At 50.2% G+C, this 18,104-nt stretch carries 22 protein-coding genes, 1 CRISPR repeat array and 1 riboswitch; of the genes, 9 read left to right on the forward strand and 13 right to left on the reverse strand.

The window, feature by feature from the left end:
* Positions 1–32: 32 nt before the first annotated feature.
* From E3E32_RS01965 to E3E32_RS02010, 10 genes are all read right to left on the reverse strand, one after another.
* Positions 33–713 (reverse strand): aspartate/glutamate racemase family protein, encoded by a 681-nt coding sequence (locus E3E32_RS01965; protein ID WP_167730897.1) that lies wholly within the window; start codon positions 711–713, stop codon positions 33–35.
* 52 nt (positions 714–765) lie between these two features.
* A complete protein-coding gene (locus E3E32_RS01970; protein WP_167729949.1) occupies positions 766–1,494 on the reverse strand; it encodes a MinD/ParA family protein in 729 nt (242 codons plus the stop codon).
* An 87-nt stretch (positions 1,495–1,581) separates the two neighbouring features.
* The gene (locus E3E32_RS01975; RefSeq protein WP_167730898.1) at positions 1,582–2,373 is read right to left on the reverse strand and encodes a mechanosensitive ion channel family protein; all 792 of its coding nucleotides are present in this window, start codon (positions 2,371–2,373) and stop codon (positions 1,582–1,584) included.
* A gap of 82 nt (positions 2,374–2,455) precedes the next feature.
* A complete protein-coding gene (gene coaBC / locus E3E32_RS01980) occupies positions 2,456–3,670 on the reverse strand; it encodes a bifunctional phosphopantothenoylcysteine decarboxylase/phosphopantothenate--cysteine ligase CoaBC (RefSeq protein ID WP_167729950.1) in 1,215 nt (404 codons plus the stop codon).
* A 56-nt stretch (positions 3,671–3,726) separates the two neighbouring features.
* On the reverse strand, positions 3,727–4,107 hold the full coding sequence (locus E3E32_RS01985; protein ID WP_167729951.1) for a DUF190 domain-containing protein: 381 nt from the start codon (positions 4,105–4,107) through the stop codon (positions 3,727–3,729).
* A 4-nt stretch (positions 4,108–4,111) separates the two neighbouring features.
* Positions 4,112–4,483, reverse strand: a complete 372-nt coding sequence (crcB, locus tag E3E32_RS01990) for a fluoride efflux transporter CrcB (RefSeq protein ID WP_167729952.1) — start codon at positions 4,481–4,483, stop codon at positions 4,112–4,114.
* Between the two features lie 33 nt (positions 4,484–4,516).
* Entirely contained in the window at positions 4,517–4,942 is a 426-nt protein-coding gene (locus E3E32_RS01995) for a hypothetical protein (protein ID WP_167729953.1), read from the reverse strand.
* Positions 4,926–5,240: a hypothetical protein gene (locus E3E32_RS02000; protein WP_167729954.1), complete on the reverse strand. Its 315-nt coding sequence runs from the start codon at positions 5,238–5,240 to the stop codon at positions 4,926–4,928. The genes E3E32_RS01995 and E3E32_RS02000 overlap by 17 nt, the downstream gene beginning before the upstream one ends.
* Positions 5,231–5,923: a DUF6062 family protein gene (locus E3E32_RS02005; protein WP_240910547.1), complete on the reverse strand. Its 693-nt coding sequence runs from the start codon at positions 5,921–5,923 to the stop codon at positions 5,231–5,233. The genes E3E32_RS02000 and E3E32_RS02005 overlap by 10 nt, the downstream gene beginning before the upstream one ends.
* Positions 5,923–6,780: a prenyltransferase/squalene oxidase repeat-containing protein gene (locus E3E32_RS02010; protein WP_167729955.1), complete on the reverse strand. Its 858-nt coding sequence runs from the start codon at positions 6,778–6,780 to the stop codon at positions 5,923–5,925. Before E3E32_RS02010 ends, E3E32_RS02005 begins: the two co-directional genes overlap by 1 nt.
* 24 nt (positions 6,781–6,804) lie before the next feature.
* Positions 6,805–6,879: riboswitch (Fluoride riboswitch) on the reverse strand.
* Between the two features lie 84 nt (positions 6,880–6,963).
* Here E3E32_RS02010 and E3E32_RS02015 point away from each other — a divergent pair.
* Together E3E32_RS02015 and E3E32_RS02020 are read left to right on the forward strand one after the other, a co-directional pair.
* Positions 6,964–7,602: a peptidase M54 gene (locus E3E32_RS02015; protein WP_167729956.1), complete on the forward strand. Its 639-nt coding sequence runs from the start codon at positions 6,964–6,966 to the stop codon at positions 7,600–7,602.
* 39 nt (positions 7,603–7,641) lie between these two features.
* Complete coding sequence (locus E3E32_RS02020) at positions 7,642–8,694, forward strand: radical SAM protein (RefSeq protein ID WP_167729957.1); 1,053 nt, start codon at positions 7,642–7,644, stop codon at positions 8,692–8,694.
* Here E3E32_RS02020 and E3E32_RS02025 read toward each other — a convergent pair.
* Positions 8,691–8,891, reverse strand: coding sequence for a TIGR04140 family protein (locus tag E3E32_RS02025; RefSeq protein WP_167729958.1), 201 nt, complete (start codon positions 8,889–8,891; stop codon positions 8,691–8,693). The two genes, E3E32_RS02020 and E3E32_RS02025, sit on opposite strands and share 4 nt — an antisense overlap.
* 109 nt (positions 8,892–9,000) lie before the next feature.
* Between E3E32_RS02025 and E3E32_RS02030 the strand changes: the two genes are divergently transcribed.
* Positions 9,001–9,468 (forward strand): hypothetical protein, encoded by a 468-nt coding sequence (locus E3E32_RS02030; protein ID WP_167729959.1) that lies wholly within the window; start codon positions 9,001–9,003, stop codon positions 9,466–9,468.
* Positions 9,469–9,629: 161 nt separating this feature from the next.
* On the opposite strand, the gene E3E32_RS02035 is transcribed toward E3E32_RS02030, so the two are convergent.
* Positions 9,630–10,091 (reverse strand): peroxiredoxin, encoded by a 462-nt coding sequence (locus E3E32_RS02035; protein ID WP_167729960.1) that lies wholly within the window; start codon positions 10,089–10,091, stop codon positions 9,630–9,632.
* Positions 10,092–10,187: 96 nt separating this feature from the next.
* Between E3E32_RS02035 and pyk the strand changes: the two genes are divergently transcribed.
* The 4 genes from pyk to trmY all read left to right on the forward strand — a co-directional run bounded on the left by pyk (position 10,188) and on the right by trmY (position 16,590).
* Positions 10,188–11,609 carry a pyruvate kinase gene (gene pyk / locus E3E32_RS02040; RefSeq protein ID WP_167730900.1) on the forward strand — a complete coding sequence of 474 codons (1,422 nt, stop codon included), beginning with the start codon at positions 10,188–10,190 and terminating at the stop codon, positions 11,607–11,609.
* Positions 11,610–11,683: 74 nt separating this feature from the next.
* The gene (locus E3E32_RS02045) at positions 11,684–11,878 is read left to right on the forward strand and encodes a hypothetical protein (RefSeq protein ID WP_167729961.1); all 195 of its coding nucleotides are present in this window, start codon (positions 11,684–11,686) and stop codon (positions 11,876–11,878) included.
* A complete protein-coding gene (locus E3E32_RS02050; RefSeq protein WP_240910548.1) occupies positions 11,875–14,139 on the forward strand; it encodes an amino acid permease in 2,265 nt (754 codons plus the stop codon). Before E3E32_RS02045 ends, E3E32_RS02050 begins: the two co-directional genes overlap by 4 nt.
* Positions 14,140–14,218: 79 nt before the next feature.
* Positions 14,219–15,462: direct repeats of the CRISPR family, unit length 30 nt; unit sequence ATTTCAATTCTCCTAGAGTCTTATTGAAAC.
* 516 nt (positions 15,463–15,978) lie between these two features.
* A complete protein-coding gene (trmY, locus tag E3E32_RS02055; protein ID WP_167729962.1) occupies positions 15,979–16,590 on the forward strand; it encodes a tRNA (pseudouridine(54)-N(1))-methyltransferase TrmY in 612 nt (203 codons plus the stop codon).
* Here trmY and E3E32_RS02060 read toward each other — a convergent pair.
* Positions 16,574–17,020, reverse strand: a complete 447-nt coding sequence (locus E3E32_RS02060) for a single- stranded DNA-binding family protein (RefSeq protein ID WP_012571741.1) — start codon at positions 17,018–17,020, stop codon at positions 16,574–16,576. The two genes, trmY and E3E32_RS02060, sit on opposite strands and share 17 nt — an antisense overlap.
* A 55-nt stretch (positions 17,021–17,075) precedes the next feature.
* Here E3E32_RS02060 and E3E32_RS02065 point away from each other — a divergent pair, with 55 nt between their 5' ends.
* Together E3E32_RS02065 and E3E32_RS02070 are read left to right on the forward strand one after the other, a co-directional pair.
* Positions 17,076–17,750 (forward strand): adenylate kinase, encoded by a 675-nt coding sequence (locus E3E32_RS02065; RefSeq protein ID WP_167729963.1) that lies wholly within the window; start codon positions 17,076–17,078, stop codon positions 17,748–17,750.
* A 41-nt stretch (positions 17,751–17,791) separates the two neighbouring features.
* Positions 17,792–18,076: a ubiquitin-like small modifier protein 1 gene (locus E3E32_RS02070; protein WP_167729964.1), complete on the forward strand. Its 285-nt coding sequence runs from the start codon at positions 17,792–17,794 to the stop codon at positions 18,074–18,076.
* Positions 18,077–18,104 lie beyond the last annotated feature (28 nt).

An 18,104-nucleotide genomic window follows, 5' to 3' on the forward strand; every position in this document is an offset into this window, starting at 1 on the left:
CCCAACGAAGGGGAAAGAAAAGGGTATAAAAATCACTCGCTTGCCAGCTCTATGAGCTTTCTCATGTGGATTTCCACCGTATCAAAGATCTCAATGCTAACGTCTCCAGCCTTTATGGCCAGGGGAAGCTCCGTGCAGCCGAGTATTACGCCCCCGACCTTCTCTTCTTTTGCGTACCTCTCGATGAGCTCCACTATCCACGGCTTGTTCCTGAAGTCTTCAAAGGCCAGCTCGTTGAAAATTATCTCGTGAAGCTTCTCCTGCTCTTCCTTGTCGGGGACAATGACATCAAGGCCATTCTCACGGAGGACTTTAACGTAGAAGTCCGAACTCATTGTTGTCTTGGTTCCAAGAAGGAGGACGCGCTCAACTCCCCTGCGCTTAATTTCCTCGGCAGCGGCATCTATTATGCTCACCATCGGAACGTTTACTTCTTTCTGAACATCGGGGAAGACTTTGTGGGGAGTATTTGCGGACATCGCTATTATTTCCGCTCCTGCCCTCTTGAGGGCCTTGGCAGCGTTGATCAGTATCTTCTTCCTTCCCTCCCAACCATCGGGATTCTCAAAAAACTCCTTGAAGTTTATGGAGTAGATTATGAGTTCCGGATAGAAGTGCTTCCCAAACTTCTCGCGGCTTATCTCGATGTATTTGCGGTAGTAGTAGCAGGTCGATTCCGGCGTCATTCCGCCTATTATGCCTATCCTCTTCATCAGAATCACCAAGAACTGGGAGGAAAACAAACTTTATGAGGATTTCGGGGCATTAAACGAAAAGTTCTTCAATTGTGTAGGCTATCTCTGTTATCACTCCCAGATCATCGCCCCACTCACATACCGGAGTGCCGGCGCCGGCGTAAGTGCTTTCCAGTATGAGCGGATCATAGGGTATTGTTCCCAGCAGGGGCACTTCGAGCTCATTAGCTATAAACCTCTCGAGGGAGAGGAGGGCCTTCTTCGGAATGAGTGGTTTGTTAAGCACGACCCAAAGGTTTGGATGTCCCAAGTGGAGGAACTTTCTCACTATCGACTCCACCCAGTCCCGGAGATTTCTGAGAGGAACGGTGCTGGGATCTATTACGAGTATCTGGTAATCCAGCTCGCTAATTAAGGGCCGGGCGGCTATCGGCAGACCCGATGGAAAGTCGATCAAAACTACACCGTAGTACTCTTTAATGTACTCAACCAAGCCAGTGAGTGCTTCGAACGAAAGCCTGTGGTGTATTTCCTCATTCGGATCGCCTGGTATGAGGTAGAGGTTTTTGATGTGCCTGTGGGGGAATATCAGCCACTTTATCTCCATCTCGTGATCCTTGAGGTAGGAGTGTACTGTGTACTTTGGGTTTATCCCAAGATGAAAACCTAGGTTGGGAAAATACAGATCCGCATCAACAAGAAGAGTCCTGATCCCCTGCATAGCCAGGCATGCCCCTATATTCGCGGTAAGGGCAGTTTTGCCTGTTCCTTCCAGGCCGGTTATTCCCCCAACCACCATTTTGGCTCACTCTGTAACAAAACTTTGCAATATTGAAACCAGACAGTAAAGTTCAAAAAATTTCTTTAGTGGGAAAAACAAAAGCCCTTATCCTGACATCTCCCGGATATGGACATCCATCTGCGGAAACGGTATTTCGATGCCCTCTTTGGTGTAGAGTTCATAGATACCCCTGATTAAGTCTCCCTTCACTCCCCAGTAGTCCTCGGTCTTAGTCCAGGCCCTGAGCTGTAGGTTTATGGATGAATCGGCCAGAGCAGTTATGACGACGCTTGGCTCTGGCTCATTGAGGACTTTGGGATGACTCTTCATGAGCTCCATTGCGAGCTGTATAGCCCTATCAAGGTTGGTTCCATAGGCGACACCGATATCAATCCTGACCCTTCTCGTGGGCATACGGGTGTGGTTGATTATTATGGCTCCCCAAACGAGCCTGTTTGGGATCATTATTATGGTGTTGTCTGGGGTCAGTAGCTCAGTGGCCATAAGTCCTATGCTGTTGACCTTTCCAGTCTGGCCCGATATGCTCACGACCTCGCCGATGTCTATCGGTCTGAGGGCTGCGATCCAGAGGCCGGCTGCAAGATTCATCAGCGTATCCTGTAAGCCAAAGCCCAGAATCAGGCCTATCACCGCCGAGAGACCGAGGATAACCGGTCCGATAGATACACCCAGAACTCCCACGGCTATGAGAATTACTGAGACATACAGCATGGCGCTGAAAAACCTCGCCAGAAACTCAACAACGAGCAGCGGGAGCTTGGTTTTTCTGAGGCTGTTCTTGAAGAGTCCCACGAGGATCTTGGTCACGATGTAGCCGACCACTAAGGTGACCGCTGCCGCTGTGATCTGGAATGGCGTTATCCCAATGTATGGCAGTGGTTTATCAAGACTAACCGTTTATATCACCCAGGTTGTTCTAAGAAAAATTTGGGGAAGATGTTAAAAAGGTTTGCGATGTTTAAAGAATCCTCTGAAGGATCTCGTCCCAGAGCCTCTCCGCCAGCTCGCGCTTGCCCATCCTTGGCAATCTTCTGACATCTTCTTTGGTTACGAGAAGCACCTCGTTCTCTTCGCTGCCGAAGGCCTGGAGAGTGTTGGCAACAACGAGGTCGCTCTTTGCCCTCTCCATCTGCTTTCTGGCCGCACTTATCAACTCCTCCTCACTCAGACCGGTCTCTGCCTTGAAGCCCACGAGGAAAACGTCCGACTGAAGCTCCTTAACGAGGTCGATTATCTTAGGCGTCGGCTCAAGCTCCAGAACAAGCTCTTTGCCGCTCTTTATTTTGACGCCAGCCCTGTTCTTAACCCTAAAGTCGCTTACAGCCGCGGCCAGAACAACAATGTCGTACCTCTTGCTCTTCAGCTCATTTTCTATCGCCTGGAGCATCTCCTCGACGGTCTCGACTTCGATCTGGTTCTCGACGAAACTTGGAACACTGCCTTTAGTTCTTATCAGCGTAACCTCCGCGCCTCTGAAGTCTGCCTCTTCGGCCATTGCCACACCCATCTTTCCGGAGCTCGCGTTGGTTATGTAGCGTATCGGGTCTATGTACTCCCTCGTTGCCCCTGCGGTTACCAGAACGCGCTTTCCTTTCAGGTCTTTCTGGTGGAGTTTCTTGATGACGCGGTATATTATTTCCTCCGTCGTTGCCACTTTCGCCTTGCCCTCCTCGAAGCGCGGGCCGATGAACTCTATTCCAAGTCTCTTGAGCTTTTCTATGTTTTCAGCGACTATCGGGTGCTCGTACATCGTGGAGTGCATGGCGGGGGCTATCATTATCGGCGTGTGGGCAAAGGCAGTCGTTACGACCGTCGTAACCGGTGTATCATCTATGCCACAGGCTATCTTCGATATGGTGTTTGCCGTCGCTGGGCAGACTAAAACCAAATCGGCCTTGTTCTCGTGGTCTCCTGCCAGCTCAACGTGCTCGATGAAGCCTGTGATTTCCGTAACAACCGGGTTCCCTGTGGCGAACTCCATGGCGTAGGGGTGGACTATCTTCGTGGCGCTCTCGCTCATGACCGCGTGAACCTCAGCGCCATGTCTTATTAGCTCCCTCGCGAGCTTGACGCACTCGACGGCGGCTATACTTCCAGGGATCGCGAGAACAATCTTCTTTCCAACCAATTTTCTGCTCTTTGTCGCGTGGATGAGCTTAACATGGTGGAGCATCTCAACACCTCCAGAAGGGTTTCAACTAACTCATATATAATACTTAGGAGAAAAGCTCAGAGCTCCCTCACAGCATCGTCCTCAAACTTCTTCACTTCCTCTCTTGTGCCAACCCATACAACTATCGTAGGCTCGACAGTTATCATGCCGTCCTTTATCATGGGCTTAATCTCGTGTATGGCCTTTTCAATCTTGTATCCCCTGTCTACGACCTCGATAATGATGGGCAAATCAGTAGAAAGCCTCATTACATCTGTGGAGTGAATTCTGCTCTTCTTCCCGAATCCGTAAATACCGCGGTAAACGGTTGCTCCTGCTATTCCCATCTCGAGGAGCTTCTCCACTATGGCCTTGTAGAGCGGTTTCCCCTCCCAGCGGTCGCTCTCGCCTATGTAGATTCTAAGACAAAGCGTGTTCCAGTGCTCGACCTCAACCATAAACTCACCTCCTTGCGAGCATGAATCCGATGAAAACTAGGCTTACCGTGATTATAACGTTTGCCGAGATGTTTAGGGCTGCGAGGAAATACTCCCTTTCACGTAAGAGCGAAAAGGTCTCGTAGGAGAACGTCGAGAATGTGCTCAAGGCACCACAGAAGCCTGTTCCGAAGAAAGCCCTCCAGTCTGCCGGAACATCGATTCCCCAGAAAAGGAGACCGTAGATGTAGCCAAGGATGAAGCTGGCTATGCTGTTGACGAGCAGGGTTCCAACGGGAAAGTCCTTATAAACAGGCAGTATTCCCGAGATGTAAAAGCGTGCCAATGCTCCGAGTGCACCGCCGAGTGCTATCGCAACCGCTATCCTGCCGTTCATTCCATCACCGCCGAACCATGTGTAGGGTCTCTTTTAATCCTTGTCCCCGAAGGCCATGTAGTAGTGAATCAGCTCCTTAACTTCCGAGAAGTCCCTCTCCTCCTTCCCGAGTACCTTTCTCAGTCTCTTGTTCTCCGCTATCATTCCGGAGAGTTGGATTCCGAGGTTCTGGTTGTCGAGTGCTATATAATAGGAGCGGAACTTCAGGGACGACCACTTCCCTTCAAGCTCATACAGCTCCTTTTCAAGAGCATCTGTCTCCTTCTCAAGCTTTTCAAAGGCCTCCTCGTCGGCGTCCACTCTATCATCCACGTAGCCACGGAGGAGTATTATCCTTATGGCCTCCTCCAACCTGAAGCCGTAGCGCTCGCACAGTTCCTCTATCCTTTTGAGGGTCTCATCGAGAACCCTGAAAGTAACCCTCCGCCAGCCCCTCCACGGCTTAACGGTTATTTTCATCCCTCTCTTCCTCCAGCTCTTTTCTAAGGCTTTTGTTCTCATCGTTGAGTTCCTTCCTAAATGCCATCAAAAATTCCTTATCCCTCTTTGCCTTATCTTCGAACTCGAGTAGCTCGCGATAGTTCTGCTTCATCTCGCTGAGCCTCTTCTCCAGCCTGGCCCTCTGCTCCAGGAGGAACCGCAACTTGAGGGCTTTTAGGGTTCTCTCAAGCCCTTCTAGGTCTCTGAAGCGTCTCTCTATCTCCCGTTGGTTCTTCCGTATCCCAGCCAGCTCCTCGGGGCTTACTTCTATCTCCATAGCAAAACTCTCTTTGTCCGCTTTTTTCGCTCCTTCTTCCTTAGGGTTGCTCCGTTTTCGAGCCCTTTAAGCGCCTCTATAGTCATTGGGAGGGATAAAACCTCTTCTTTTGTGGGCCTTTCGGTTGCCTTATAGTCGAACTTGTTTATGAAAGAGTTCATCCTTTCCCTGAGCTTCTTCAGCTTCTCCAGCTGGACTTTTCTGAGCCTCTCCGCGCTCTGGGGATTTTTCTTCCTGAGGATTGAGTCTATCATCTCGTGGTGCCTTTTGCAGAGGATTGCCTCCGATGACTCATAAACGGGAAGGAGCTCCTCAATCTTCTCCGTGATAGCCTCCACCGTGTCCTTTTCCTTCTCCTCCACGAGAAGGCACAGGAAGCACTCGCCTTCCTTGACCTTCTCCCAGCTTTCGAGGGTTTTGATATAAGTTGAAAGCATGTGCTCGTAGATTATCGCCACTCCCAGCGGGCCGAGCAGCGGATTCGAGTGGGCCTTTTTGAGGGTCTTCCAGGCGTGGTAGGTGCAGAGGCCAAGGCTCTCCTTGAACTTGGCCCTAACAGCGGGGTCGTTCACGTGTTCGTAGAGGATTATATCGATTTCAGACTCCTCGTACTCCCTGAGTATCCTGCAGACTGGGCAGCCCTCCTTCATAGCCTCCCTGAGGTATATCCCCACGATATCCATCAGTACCACTTCAGGAGTTCATCGAGGGCTTTCACAGCTCTGTACGTGTTCTGGAAGTTCGATATACCCATCTCCAGCGAGCGCCTGAAGCCTCCGTTGGGGTTCTGAAGTGCCCTGATGAACCTGATGTGGTCCCTTACGTAGCGCGCCCTCTTGCCGAGCAGACTGAGCCCTCTTATGGCATAGAACGTTGGTTCTAGGTAGGGAGGCAGCGAGTAGGGCACCTCGGTAAAGCCACCGTAGACCTCGCATCTGTAGAAGTGGGTGGTGTCTGGGACGGCATAGCCAAGGCCCTTGAGGGTGAAGAGGGCCTGGTAAGTCATGGTTGTGGTGGCCCCCTTCACACCAAAACAGTCTCCTTTGCGGAACCCCATCACGAACTCGCGTATCCTTTCCTTGGTCTCGCTATCCATACGGTAACCCACGGCCGCCAGCGCCCTCATGGCCCAGTAAGTTGCCTCCAGAGGTGTGGCAGTTCCGAACTCCTCACTTCCGCCGAGGCCAACGGCGAACTTCCCTTCTAGCGGGTTGTATTTGGAGAAGAGCAGATCCAGCTTTTCCCTTGCCAGGTCTCTCGCTCCCAGTAAGGACAGTGCCTCGATGGCCATTGCAACGGCCACCACTGCGGTCTGCATCCGGGCGGAAGTGTAAAGGAACTCCACTGTCTTTTCCTTCTCGGGAATTTTAAGCCCGAGCAGGTCGTAAATCTTTACCGCGTAGTACGTGTCGTTAATGTTGGTCTCGTCCAAAACGCTCACGAAGCAGTAGCCGCCGTCCTCGTGGCGCCTCTCCTCAACGTAACGGATGAGCGCATCAGCGTTAATAAACCTGCCAATCTCACTCAGCTTCGAGCCCATTCTACCGCCTCCTGCTATATCTGGCAGAGAACAGGCGTCATCAGCCCGAAACGGGCGGTTCGGCTCGAAGCCCGGGCGGACGCCATCGCCCGAAAAGCCTTCAGAAAGGCGGTTAAAAACGTTTGTGGTTCAATCACCTAAAATTTAATAAGTTTGAAACGGTCTCTCATTTGTGGTGAAATCATGGAGTTTATAGCTTTCACCTACGTCGGGAACTTCGTGGACAAAGAAATAATAACCGACGTTCTATTCAACGTTTTCGACGATGCAAACCGCTTCTTCCACCAGAATGAGATTCCCGTGAGGTTCCTCTACATAGGAAAACTTGAGCTGGAGCCGGGTTACCTGATAAACCTCAGCACACCGGAGGGCAGGATAAGGGTCTATCCGCTTGAGGCCCTCGTTGAGGTTCTCTACTCCAGACTGCTCCAGGAAATCAACGAGAAAGAGGACATCAAAATGAACAAGATATTCGCCCTCACCACCTTTCCGCTCGTTTCTAGGAATCCTTACTTTGACTTCTACGAGAAGTTTCTTGGCATTCACGAGGTCATCACCGGCCTTAGGATTATGATACTGTCGATGAAGCCCTTCGAGGTTCCTATAACCCCCGATGATTCTCCCCATGAGCGCAGGAGGAAGCTTGAGACGTTCAAAAGCAGACTCCTCAAGGGTATCCTCCACGAGGTTGGGCACAGCTTCGGCCTTGAGCACTGCAACAACCAGTGTGTCATGCATCCCCCCACCAACATAGAGGACTGGGACGGCAGGATTCCAGGCTACTGCGACGAGTGCCTCCTCAAGCTGAGGGCCGCCTTGTAAAGGTAATCGACAAGTGTTTTAACTATGAGAACCTATTAGATGGTGATGTGGTTCAGGAGGATAAAGATTAGGGAAATTGAAGGGGCCATAAAGGCAATGCCCCACTACTTCGCAGTTCTTAGGGGAGATGAAGTGCCGAACTTCTTTCTATCAAAACGGGTTGGAGTAAAGTTTGACGAAGATGCGCCATTGGAAGAGCTTTGGGAGATTCACGAAGAGGCTATGGACAGATTGAAGGAGAACGACCTCAGCGAAAGCCCAGAGAAGAGTCTCCTTGACCTCAAAGCGGTTATAGCTGATAAGATCCTCGAGAGCTGCGAGCTCTGCGAGTTCAAGTGCCGAGCGAACAGAAAAAGGGAAATCGGCTACTGCAGGGTGAAGGAGAGCCTCGTTGCGAGCGAGTTCCTCCACTACGGCGAGGAGCCGGAGCTGGTTCCTTCTTACACGGTCTTCTTCAGCGGTTGCAACTTCCGGTGCGTCTTCTGCCAGAACTGGGATATAAGTCAGTTCCGCATTGGAATTGAGTATTTGCCCGGAGAGATGGCTGAGAAAATAGCTCTCTCCTTCGCGCAGGGAGCAAAGAACGTGAACTTCGTCGGTGGCGAGCCGACTCCAAACCTTCCCTTCATCATCGAGACCCTCAGGCACGTCAAAGTCCCGATTCCAGTAGTCTGGAACTCCAACATGTACATGAGCGAAGAGGCAATGAAGCTTCTCGATGGGGTTGTCGATGTTTACCTCGCCGACTTCAAGTGGGGAAACGACGAGTGTGCTCTGAAGTACTCAAAGGTTCCTCGGTATTGGGAGGTTATCACCAGAAACTTTCTCCTCGCCAAAAGGCATTACAAAGCCGAGTTCCTGATACGACATCTCGTTATTCCTGGCCACCTTGACTGCTGCACGAGGCAGATACTAAAGTGGATAGCCGAGAACCTCGGGGAGGATGTTAGAATAAACGTGATGTTCCAGTACCGGCCAGAATACGAAGCAGGGAAACATCCAGAGATCAGCAGAACCCTCAAGGATGAGGAGATGATTAAAGCCGCACAGCTCGTGAGAGAATTTGGATTCAAGAACGCACTGGTGGGCTAACCGCCAGCTCTTGCCAGTCTGAGGACATCCATGAACTTCTCTATCTCTTCGTCTGCCCCTTCCAGAAGCACTCTGTACCTCGGCATGCCGTGAAATGGTTTTGCCTCCGAAATGATCAGCTCAACCTCTGCTCCAGATTTTTTCAGGATGAGCTCTATTTCGTCTGGCGGGATTGCTGTTATTAACTCCTTCCTCATGGCATCAGGCCTCTACGGTTTGAGGTTTTATAGCTTTTCGACACCGAAAACTTTATAAAGAAACCCAACATATGTAATATTGCAATTACACATGGAGAGGTGATATGACATGAAGAAGTGGTTGGGAATTGGTTTGATGGTGTTGGGTCTCTTTGGCCTGGTGTTTGGAGCGGTAGCTGCCTACCAGGGTGTGCCAGGACCAAATCCAGAAGTTGAGAGGAGCACCACCCCTATGGCCTATGCCAAGGGCTATGGCCACGCAAATGGCGGCATGATGGTCGCTGGTGGGGGTGCTCCCTACATGGGGCTCGGAGTCAGGTCCACGAACCTGACGGAAGTCAGCATCGACCCTGCCGAAGTCCAGAACTATCTGAGCCAGATCTCAGTTGAGGAGTTCACTAACCCGCGCGGAGTAACCGTCCAGAAGCTCGTCTACGATGGCGACTATGTTGGCAAGGTCGTTGGTGACTACGACCTCAGCGAGCTGGACGTTTACGCCGCTTACGAGACCCTCAATGGCGTTAAGGTCTTCCTCGCCTATGAGGGCAACATAGTCGGCTTCGTGCTTATGAAGTGAGCATCCTTGCCTCCTTCATTTTTAAGCTTTGAGAGGTGAGAACGTGAGAATCGTTGAGATTATCGGTCGTTTTCTTTCGAGGTTTGAGCCCGGGAAGAGAGGGGAACCCTCGCCACAGCCCGAGATAGTGCTAGGAAAAGAAAAGGATGGATAAAAGAGCCTCAGCTTTCTTCCACGAGTTTCTTTGCTTCTTCTAAGACTTTTGCTGCGTGTCCCTTTGCTCTAACATTAATTTTCTTCCAGACTATCTCCCCTTGAGGATTCAGAATGAAGGTGCTTCTTATGACACCCTCGTACTCTTTACCGTAGCGTTTTTTCTTACCCCATGCGCCTAGAGCTTTGATAAGCTCGGCGCTGGGATCGCTCAGGAGCTTTATCTTTAATCCATGCTTCTCTTTGAACTTCCGATGAGAGTTAACTGAATCCTTGCTTACCCCAATCACTTGGAAGCCAAGCTTCTCGAACTCGGGAAGGAGTTCTGTAAACTCTTTCGCCTCGGTGGTGCATCCAGGGGTGTTGTCCTTGGGATAGACATAAAGAACCGTCCACCTTCCGAGAACGATGTCCTTGAGCTGGACTTCTTTTCCATCTTCACTAAAAACCCTAACTTCAAGGGGGCTCATGCAATCACCGAGATAATTAGGTTCTCCTAATTTATTAATGTTTCGTGGGATAAGATTATTTAAGGTTGAGTTAAAGTTCCCTCTTAGGTGAAGGACATGAAGCTGCCACCACACAAGACAAAGATTATAGCAACCGTCGGACCGGCGTCGCTCAAGAGGAAAACCCTCGAGGCTATGATAAAAGCAGGAATGAGCGTCGCGCGCATAAATTTCGCTCATGGAGACTCCGAGCAGCACGCCAAGACGGTTGAGACGATAAGAGAGGTCTCAGAGCGGCTCAACAGGCCCGTTGCCATCCTCGGAGACCTTCCGGGAGTGAAAATACGAGTTGGTGAGATTCAAAATGATTCTGTGACGCTGAGGCGCTGGCAAACGATAACTCTCACCACCCGTGACGTTGTGGGCAACGAGGCAGAAATACCGGTCGAGTTCAAGGACTTTCCCAAGATGGTCTCGAAGGGAGACGTCATCTACCTAAGCGACGGTTTCATAGCACTGCGCGTCGAGGAGGTTCGTGACACCGACGTTGTTTGTAAGGTTCTCGTTGACGGAATTCTCTTCTCACACAAGGGCATAAACGTCCCGAACGCAAGGATGGCGATAGACGCCGTGACGGAGAGGGATCTGAAGTTCCTTGAGTTTGCCATTGAGCACGGTATCGATGCAGTTGGTATAAGTTTTGTTGGCTCGGCCTACGACGTCCTCAAGGTGAGGCGCTTCGTAGAGGAAAGAAACGGAAAGATGTTCATAATCGCAAAGATCGAGAGGCCCGATGCGGTGAAGAACTTTGACCAAATATTGAGCGCCGCCGATGGAATAATGATAGCTAGGGGTGATTTGGGAGTCGAGATGCCGATTGAGAAGCTTCCAGTGCTCCAGAAAAAGCTCATAAAAAAGGCCAACATGGCGGGTAAACCTGCGATAACTGCCACCCAAATGCTTGAGTCGATGACCCAAGAGAAGCTCCCCACACGGGCAGAGGTTACAGACGTAGCCAACGCCATTCTCGATGGAACGGACGCGGTTATGCTCTCGGAGGAGACTGCTGTGGGCAGGTATCCCATCGATACGGTGAGGATGATGGCCAAGATAGCAAAAACCACCGAAGCCTACCGCGATTCCCTTTGGTCAGCGCGCGTTGTGGAATGGAAAGCCCAGATGCCGAAGAAGGGGACTATAAAGGATACAATAACAAGGAGCATCATAGAGGCTCTCGACTCGATAGAAATCAAATACATTCTCACCCCCACAAGAACCGGTGAAACTGCTCGCTTAATATCTCGTTTCAAGCCAAAACAGTGGATTCTAGCTTTCGCCACCGACGAGAAGATTGCCAACAGCCTCATGTTCTCATACGGAGTCTATCCATTCCTCGTTGAGGAGGCTAGCGAGCGCGAGATACTGGGTCTTATCAAAGGCCTGGGCCTGGTGAACGAAAACGACACGGTTCTGCTGACGAAGGGAACGCCGATAGGCAAAACTGTGGGGACAAACACGATACGGATATTTACCGTTTGAGAACTTTTTCCTCCCATCGACATATTTTAAAAGACTCCTGCGGTTAACACTATATTCGCACAGGGGTGGAATCTATGGATCTCGATCAGATAATTGGAATAACTCTCATTTTCGGCTCTTATGGGACTATGCTGATCCTTCTTGTGAAATCAAACTCGATAATCTCTGAGATGAAACGCCGAAGGATTGAGAGAAAACGCAGATACGCCAAGAAAAAGATTGGTCACGTTCTTGAGGTTCAAAGGGCTACAAGGCATAGGAGGAGATGAGTATGGAACATGATGGAGAGAGAATAGAACTATCCCGCGGTCTGTCACTGATGCACCTCATGATGATGGGAATGGGAATGATGATCGGTGCCGGTGTTTTTGTTGCCACCGGTATCGCCATCGGTTTCGCCGGTCCCGGCGGCATACTCATTGCCTTTGCTCTCAACGGTCTTATCGCTTTCTTTTCCGCCATGTCTTTCGCAGAACTCGCCTCGGCACTGCCAACGGCGGGTGGTGCTTACACTTATATAGACGAGGCTTTCAAGGGCTTCGTCGGCTTTATTTCGGGCTGGATAAACTGGTTCGCCCTGACAGTTGCAGGTAGCCTCTACGCCATAACCTTCGCGACATACACGGTTTTTCTCCTCGAGGGAACTGGCTGGTTCATCAGCCTAGGCTTGGAGCACGAGCTGATAATTAAGCTCCTTGCCCTGGGGATAGCCATCATTTTTATAGTCATCAACTACCTCGGTGTCTCCGAGACTGGCAGCATCGAGAACCTCATTACTCTTGGTCAAATGGGAACGCTGGCTTTCATCGGTCTGTTCTCAATTTATTACATAATAGTGCATCCAGAAAAGCTTGCCCACTTCAACGACTTCGTCCCCAACGGATGGGATAAAATTCTTATGGCGATGGGGTTTACTTACGTGGGCTTTGAGGGCTATGAAGTAATAGCCCACGCCGGTGAAGAGGCAGTCAATCCTAAGGAGACCGTTCCAAAGGCTATACTCTATTCTGTTGCCGCCGTTACCGCAACGTACCTCCTATTTGCCTTCGCTGCGATAGTCGGCGCCGAGCCCGGGAACATGCCATTGAGCCAGTGGTTCGCTGAACTCGGGCCTGTGGGAATGGGCGAGGCAATAAAGGACCTCATGCCCTATGGCGGCCTTCTCATCACGCTCGCTGCTATATTCTCCTCAACTTCTGCCCTCAACGCCACTATATACTCCTCCACAAGGGTTCTCTTTGCCATCAGCAGGGATGGCAGGCTACCCTCAATATTCTCCAGAATCCACCGGATCAGAAGGGTGCCGCACTACGCGCTCTTTGCATCCTCACTCATAGTCCTGACCGTTGCTCTCATTTTCCCGATTGAAGATGTGGCAGCGAGCGCTGACATAGTCTTTCTCCTAATTTTCCTCCTAGTCAACGCCGCAGTAATAAAGATTAGAAACGAGCGTGGAGATGAGCTTGACTATGGCTTCCTGATGCCTTACTTCCCCTACATCCCGCTGCTGGCGATATTCTTCCAGGCTATACTCTCAGTGTGGGTCTTTAATGTCAGCCCCACCGCCTGGGCCATAACGCTGACATGGGTGGGTATAGGGCTCGTCGTTTACGTCACCTATAAGGGCGCCAAAGTTGAGCCAACTAAGTTCGAGAGGGAGACAGTCTTTGAGGAAGCTGGTGAGGAAGGAAGGTACAGAATAATGGTGGCTGTGTCGAATCCGAAGAACGCAAAGGTTCTGACCAAATACGCCGAGAGAATAGCGGAGGAAGTCAATGGGGAGCTGCTCATTGTCAGCGTCGTGACGGTTCCGGAGCAGACACCGCTCGAGGAGGCAAGACAGTTCGCGGACGAGGCTATAGCAGTCGTGAGGAAGGCAAGGTCCTACACTAGTGGGAGAGTGAAGGTAGAGGGCCTGATATACTACGCTCACAGCGTTTACAGAGGGATAATGAGCGCAGTGAGGGACAGGAAGGCTGACCTTCTCATCCTCGGCTGGGAAGGGCGCTCGAGGTGGAGTAAGTACGTCATGGGAAGCAACCTCGACAAGATAGTTGAGAACGCCCCGTGTAACGTGTTGGTCATCAAGCCGGGCGACACCGAGGAGCGCGAAGAAATTAAGAGCATTCTCTTCCCGACGAGAGGAGGAAAGCAGAGCGCCATCAGTGCGGAGCTCGTCTCGATCCTCGCCGATGCGTACGGTGCAAGAGTTACTGTGCTCAGCGTCAACACCACTGGCAAGGTGGAAGATAAGATAAGGGAACAGTTGAAGCCGGTAATGGAGAGGATCGAAAACGCGGAGCTGAAGATAGTGAACAAAAGCGACGCGGTAAATGCGATACTTGATGAGTGCAGGAAGCACGACCTCGTGGTCATGGGGGCAACGAGGGAGGGCCTTTTCAAGAGGCTACTCTTTGGGGAAGTGCCTGAAAGGGTAGCGAGCAAATGCCCGAAGACGGTTATGCTTGTGAAGGGCAACAGAGGCATAAGGGCGAGAATAAACCGCTTGCTCGGAAGGAGGATGGAGTAAAAGCACTTTTCGCTTTTTGGTTTCTTATTTCTTGTTGAAACTACCTCGCGAAAACCTCGAGCAGTCCGTCATCATCGTTATTTCAATTCTCCTAGAGTCTTATTGAAACACTGTACTGTATATCAATGTTCTTAACGAACACATAACATTTCAATTCTCCTAGAGTCTTATTGAAACTTGCGGCCCTTATCGTCGAGGGTGTCCCGCCGACGCTATTTCAATTCTCCTAGAGTCTTATTGAAACGCGGAAGTTGGCTTGGGCTATGGACTTGGAGTGATTGGATTTCAATTCTCCTAGAGTCTTATTGAAACTCATCCAACCCCATGGTGCCGACCTCCGTAGAGTTATTTCAATTCTCCTAGAGTCTTATTGAAACCTGTTAGCAGCCTCAGCATTGACTATAACGCTACTACATTTCAATTCTCCTAGAGTCTTATTGAAACGTCGTGGGCGGGGTTCCATAGCCGGAGTTCATAGAGAATTTCAATTCTCCTAGAGTCTTATTGAAACCCTTGAGGAGCTGGTGAAGTTCGTGAACGAGATAGGATTTCAATTCTCCTAGAGTCTTATTGAAACCTGCGGACTTCGGGGTGATGGTTATCTCGATCTTGTATTTCAATTCTCCTAGAGTCTTATTGAAACCTGGTGTTATCAGGTGGACGTAGAGACCATATTTCCTCGAAGTCATTTCAATTCTCCTAGAGTCTTATTGAAACCGCCGACAAGGCCAAGCACTGGAAGGTTGTTCCAGATGTATTTCAATTCTCCTAGAGTCTTATTGAAACCCGCTGTGAAAAGCTCCTCAAAGAGGGCAAGCTTGATGATTTCAATTCTCCTAGAGTCTTATTGAAACACCCTCACCAGCCCGAGCTCGTACCTGTTCTACAACAAATTTCAATTCTCCTAGAGTCTTATTGAAACAAAGGAGCAGGTGATCGGCCTATGAGTGTTAAAAGTATTTCAATTCTCCTAGAGTCTTATTGAAACCTCTTTTGCTTGCGTCCATCTTAGTGCCTATTGCGAATTTCAATTCTCCTAGAGTCTTATTGAAACGAAGACCTACCGGCGAACGAACAGCCTAAGAAAATCTATTTCAATTCTCCTAGAGTCTTATTGAAACCCAGCATGGAAGGCCGGCACACGATTTCCTACTGGGATATTTCAATTCTCCTAGAGTCTTATTGAAACATACATCAAACTCATGCGTGCCGGTCGTGGCTCCAGAATTTCAATTCTCCTAGAGTCTTATTGAAACAGTCATAAAGCCACCCTGCCAATGCCATGACGTTTGTATTTCAATTCTCCTAGAGTCTTATTGAAACAGGGCAGTTTTTTCCTTCTTTCGCCTTATAAAGGTATAAAGTGCCTTAAATCTTATAAGTTTTTCTGCGGAGGGGCGGTTTCAGCGCTATGAGGATTCTTTCATTGAGATCTTTCAAGGACCTCTTCTAAGAATTTCAGGCCTGCACAGCTTAAAAAATCCTGTGAACAAGAATGTTTGCGAGACTTCCAAAGCCCAAAGAAAAGAGAAAAGTTAATCTCCAGACTTCAAAACCATGCAACAGCCAAAAAGAACAGTTTCCCTTAGAAAATGGGCTGGAAACCGTCGCACCGTGCTCTTCTCAATGCTCTGAAAAAATTTCGTTACATTCCAAGATGAAAATCGTAACAAAAAGTCCGATAATTACCAGGCGTTACTAAAGACTTCCAAACACTTCACCGTCCCGCTTTCCCAAAGCTCTGGACGTTGAAGTGAAAGGGCCAGAGATGCCGCAGTATGAATCTGCTCCGAAAACCCTTCGGGCAACGATTATAAGCTCCCGTCCAAATCCTCAACCATGAGAACCTTCATCATCAAGGCGAACAAGGCACATACAAAAGCGGATTTCAAGCTCAAGGATCTTCCTGGAACCAGCGGTAGGATAGACCTCCTTTGCCGCGTGCTTAACTCTGCCTTTCTCCTCTCGCATAGCTTCAGAAAGAACGTCCGCGTGTGGCTGAGCCTCTACGGCCCGCCGAACCCACCGAAGGCGATAAGGTTTGAGGGGCAGGGGATGAAGCCCAAAACACTCAATCCAGACGAGCTGAGTACGGCGAAGCTGATAATCAAAGCTCTGAAGGTCGGGGAAAATCTCCGCGAGCCGAGCAAAGAGATCCAGGTTCTCCCTGGGATTTATGTGAGCAATCTAACCTTTGAAGACATCATAAGGAGAACCCTGAAAGGTGCGACCCTCTACTACCTCCATGAGGAGGGCAGGCCCATCGAGAGGGTGAACTTCTCCCAGAACGTCGCCTTCGTCCTCGGCGACCATGAAGGATTAACTCCGGAGGATGAGGCCTTCCTTAGTGGGATAGCCGAAAAAGTGAGCATCGGGAGGAAAAGCTACCTTGCCTCCCATGTCGTGGCCTACGTCAACATCTTCCTAGATTCCATCACTCCTCCGCCTTGAGCCTGAGAGATGTGTGCTCCTGCTTGAGCTCCTCCAGCTTCTCCAGTATTTTCTCGCTCATCTCTCTGAGCTGAAGGGTGAGCTCCTCGAGCTCCTTTATCTGCTCTTCGAGGGCTCTCTCGCGCTCCTCGATTTCCTCCATAGCTTCGGCCAGCTTTGCTTCGTCTTCCCTCTTGTAGACCTCTATTTTGAGTCCCCCATAGTGCCACTTTATCTTTCCACCCTCAATGCTGAAGGGGACGCTTATCCTCACGACGTCCCCCTTGTTCACCCCCATCTCCTGGAGCTTTTCAAAGACGTACTGGTTGAGCTCCGCTGCGGCCCTAACGACTTCTTCTGGCTCCACCCTCCCGCGTGTTATTGCAAATAGCACGCGCCTTACCTTGTAGGCGTATCCGGATGCCCGAACAAAGCCTGTGCTCAGTTTCATGACCACCACCGTAATTGTTTTATCACTCAGGAGATAAATAACTAGCGGTGAGAAAATGAACATCCTGATCTTCGGACCACCTGGGAGCGGCAAATCAACCCACTCAAGGACGATAACGGAGCGCTATGGGCTGACGTATATCTCCTCGGGGGACATGATACGGGCGGAGATTGAAAAGGGAAGCGAGCTCGGGAAGGAACTGAAGAAGTATCTCGCAAAAGGGGAGCTCATTCCGGACATCGTCGTCAATACCCTAGTGATTTCTCGCTTAAGGCGCGACAGGAACAACTTCATCATCGATGGCTACCCCAGAACGGCAGAGCAGGTTCTCGCGCTTGAGAACTACCTATACGACCACGGCATAAGGATAGACGTGGCGATGGAGATTTTCATCTCTAAGGAGGAAAGTGTTGAGCGCATCTCTGGGAGGAGGATATGTCCCAAGTGCGGTGCCGTTTACCATCTTCGGTACAGACCCCCAAAGGTTCCCGGTAAATGTGACCTATGTGGCTCCCAGCTCGTCCAGAGGGAGGACGACAGGTCAGAGATAGTGGCGAGGCGCTATGACCTCTACGTCAAGAACATGGAGCCGATAATCAAGTTCTACAAGAAGCAGGGCATCTACGTTAGGGTTGATGGTCACGGCAGTATAAAGGAGGTCTGGGAGAGGATAAGACCACTCCTCGACTACATACACAACCGCGAAAAGAAACGGAAAGAAAACGAGTAAAGTTTTTAGTCCTCTTCTTCCAAACTTTTTTAGGTGGTCGTATGAAGGTCAAGTTCTATGCGACATTTCGTGAACTCATCGGAAAGAAGGAGATAGAGGTTCACGACATAAAGACTGTTGGGGAGCTTATTGATTATCTAGCCAAACACTATAGTCCAGAAATAAAGAGGGAGCTCCTCGAAAGCCCCCGCGCCAAGGAGGCAGGAAAGGCCATAGACGGAATGATCCTCGTGAACGGCCACAACGTCCTGCACCTTAAAGGCCTCGACACTGAGCTGAAGGACGATGACGAGGTGCACATCTTCCCGCCCGCGGGAGGCGGCTGATGGCGATAGCGGAGCTTTGTCTTTTTCC

This window comes from Thermococcus sp. GR6 (assembly GCF_012027415.1).
GTDB lineage: Archaea > Methanobacteriota_B > Thermococci > Thermococcales > Thermococcaceae > Thermococcus > Thermococcus onnurineus.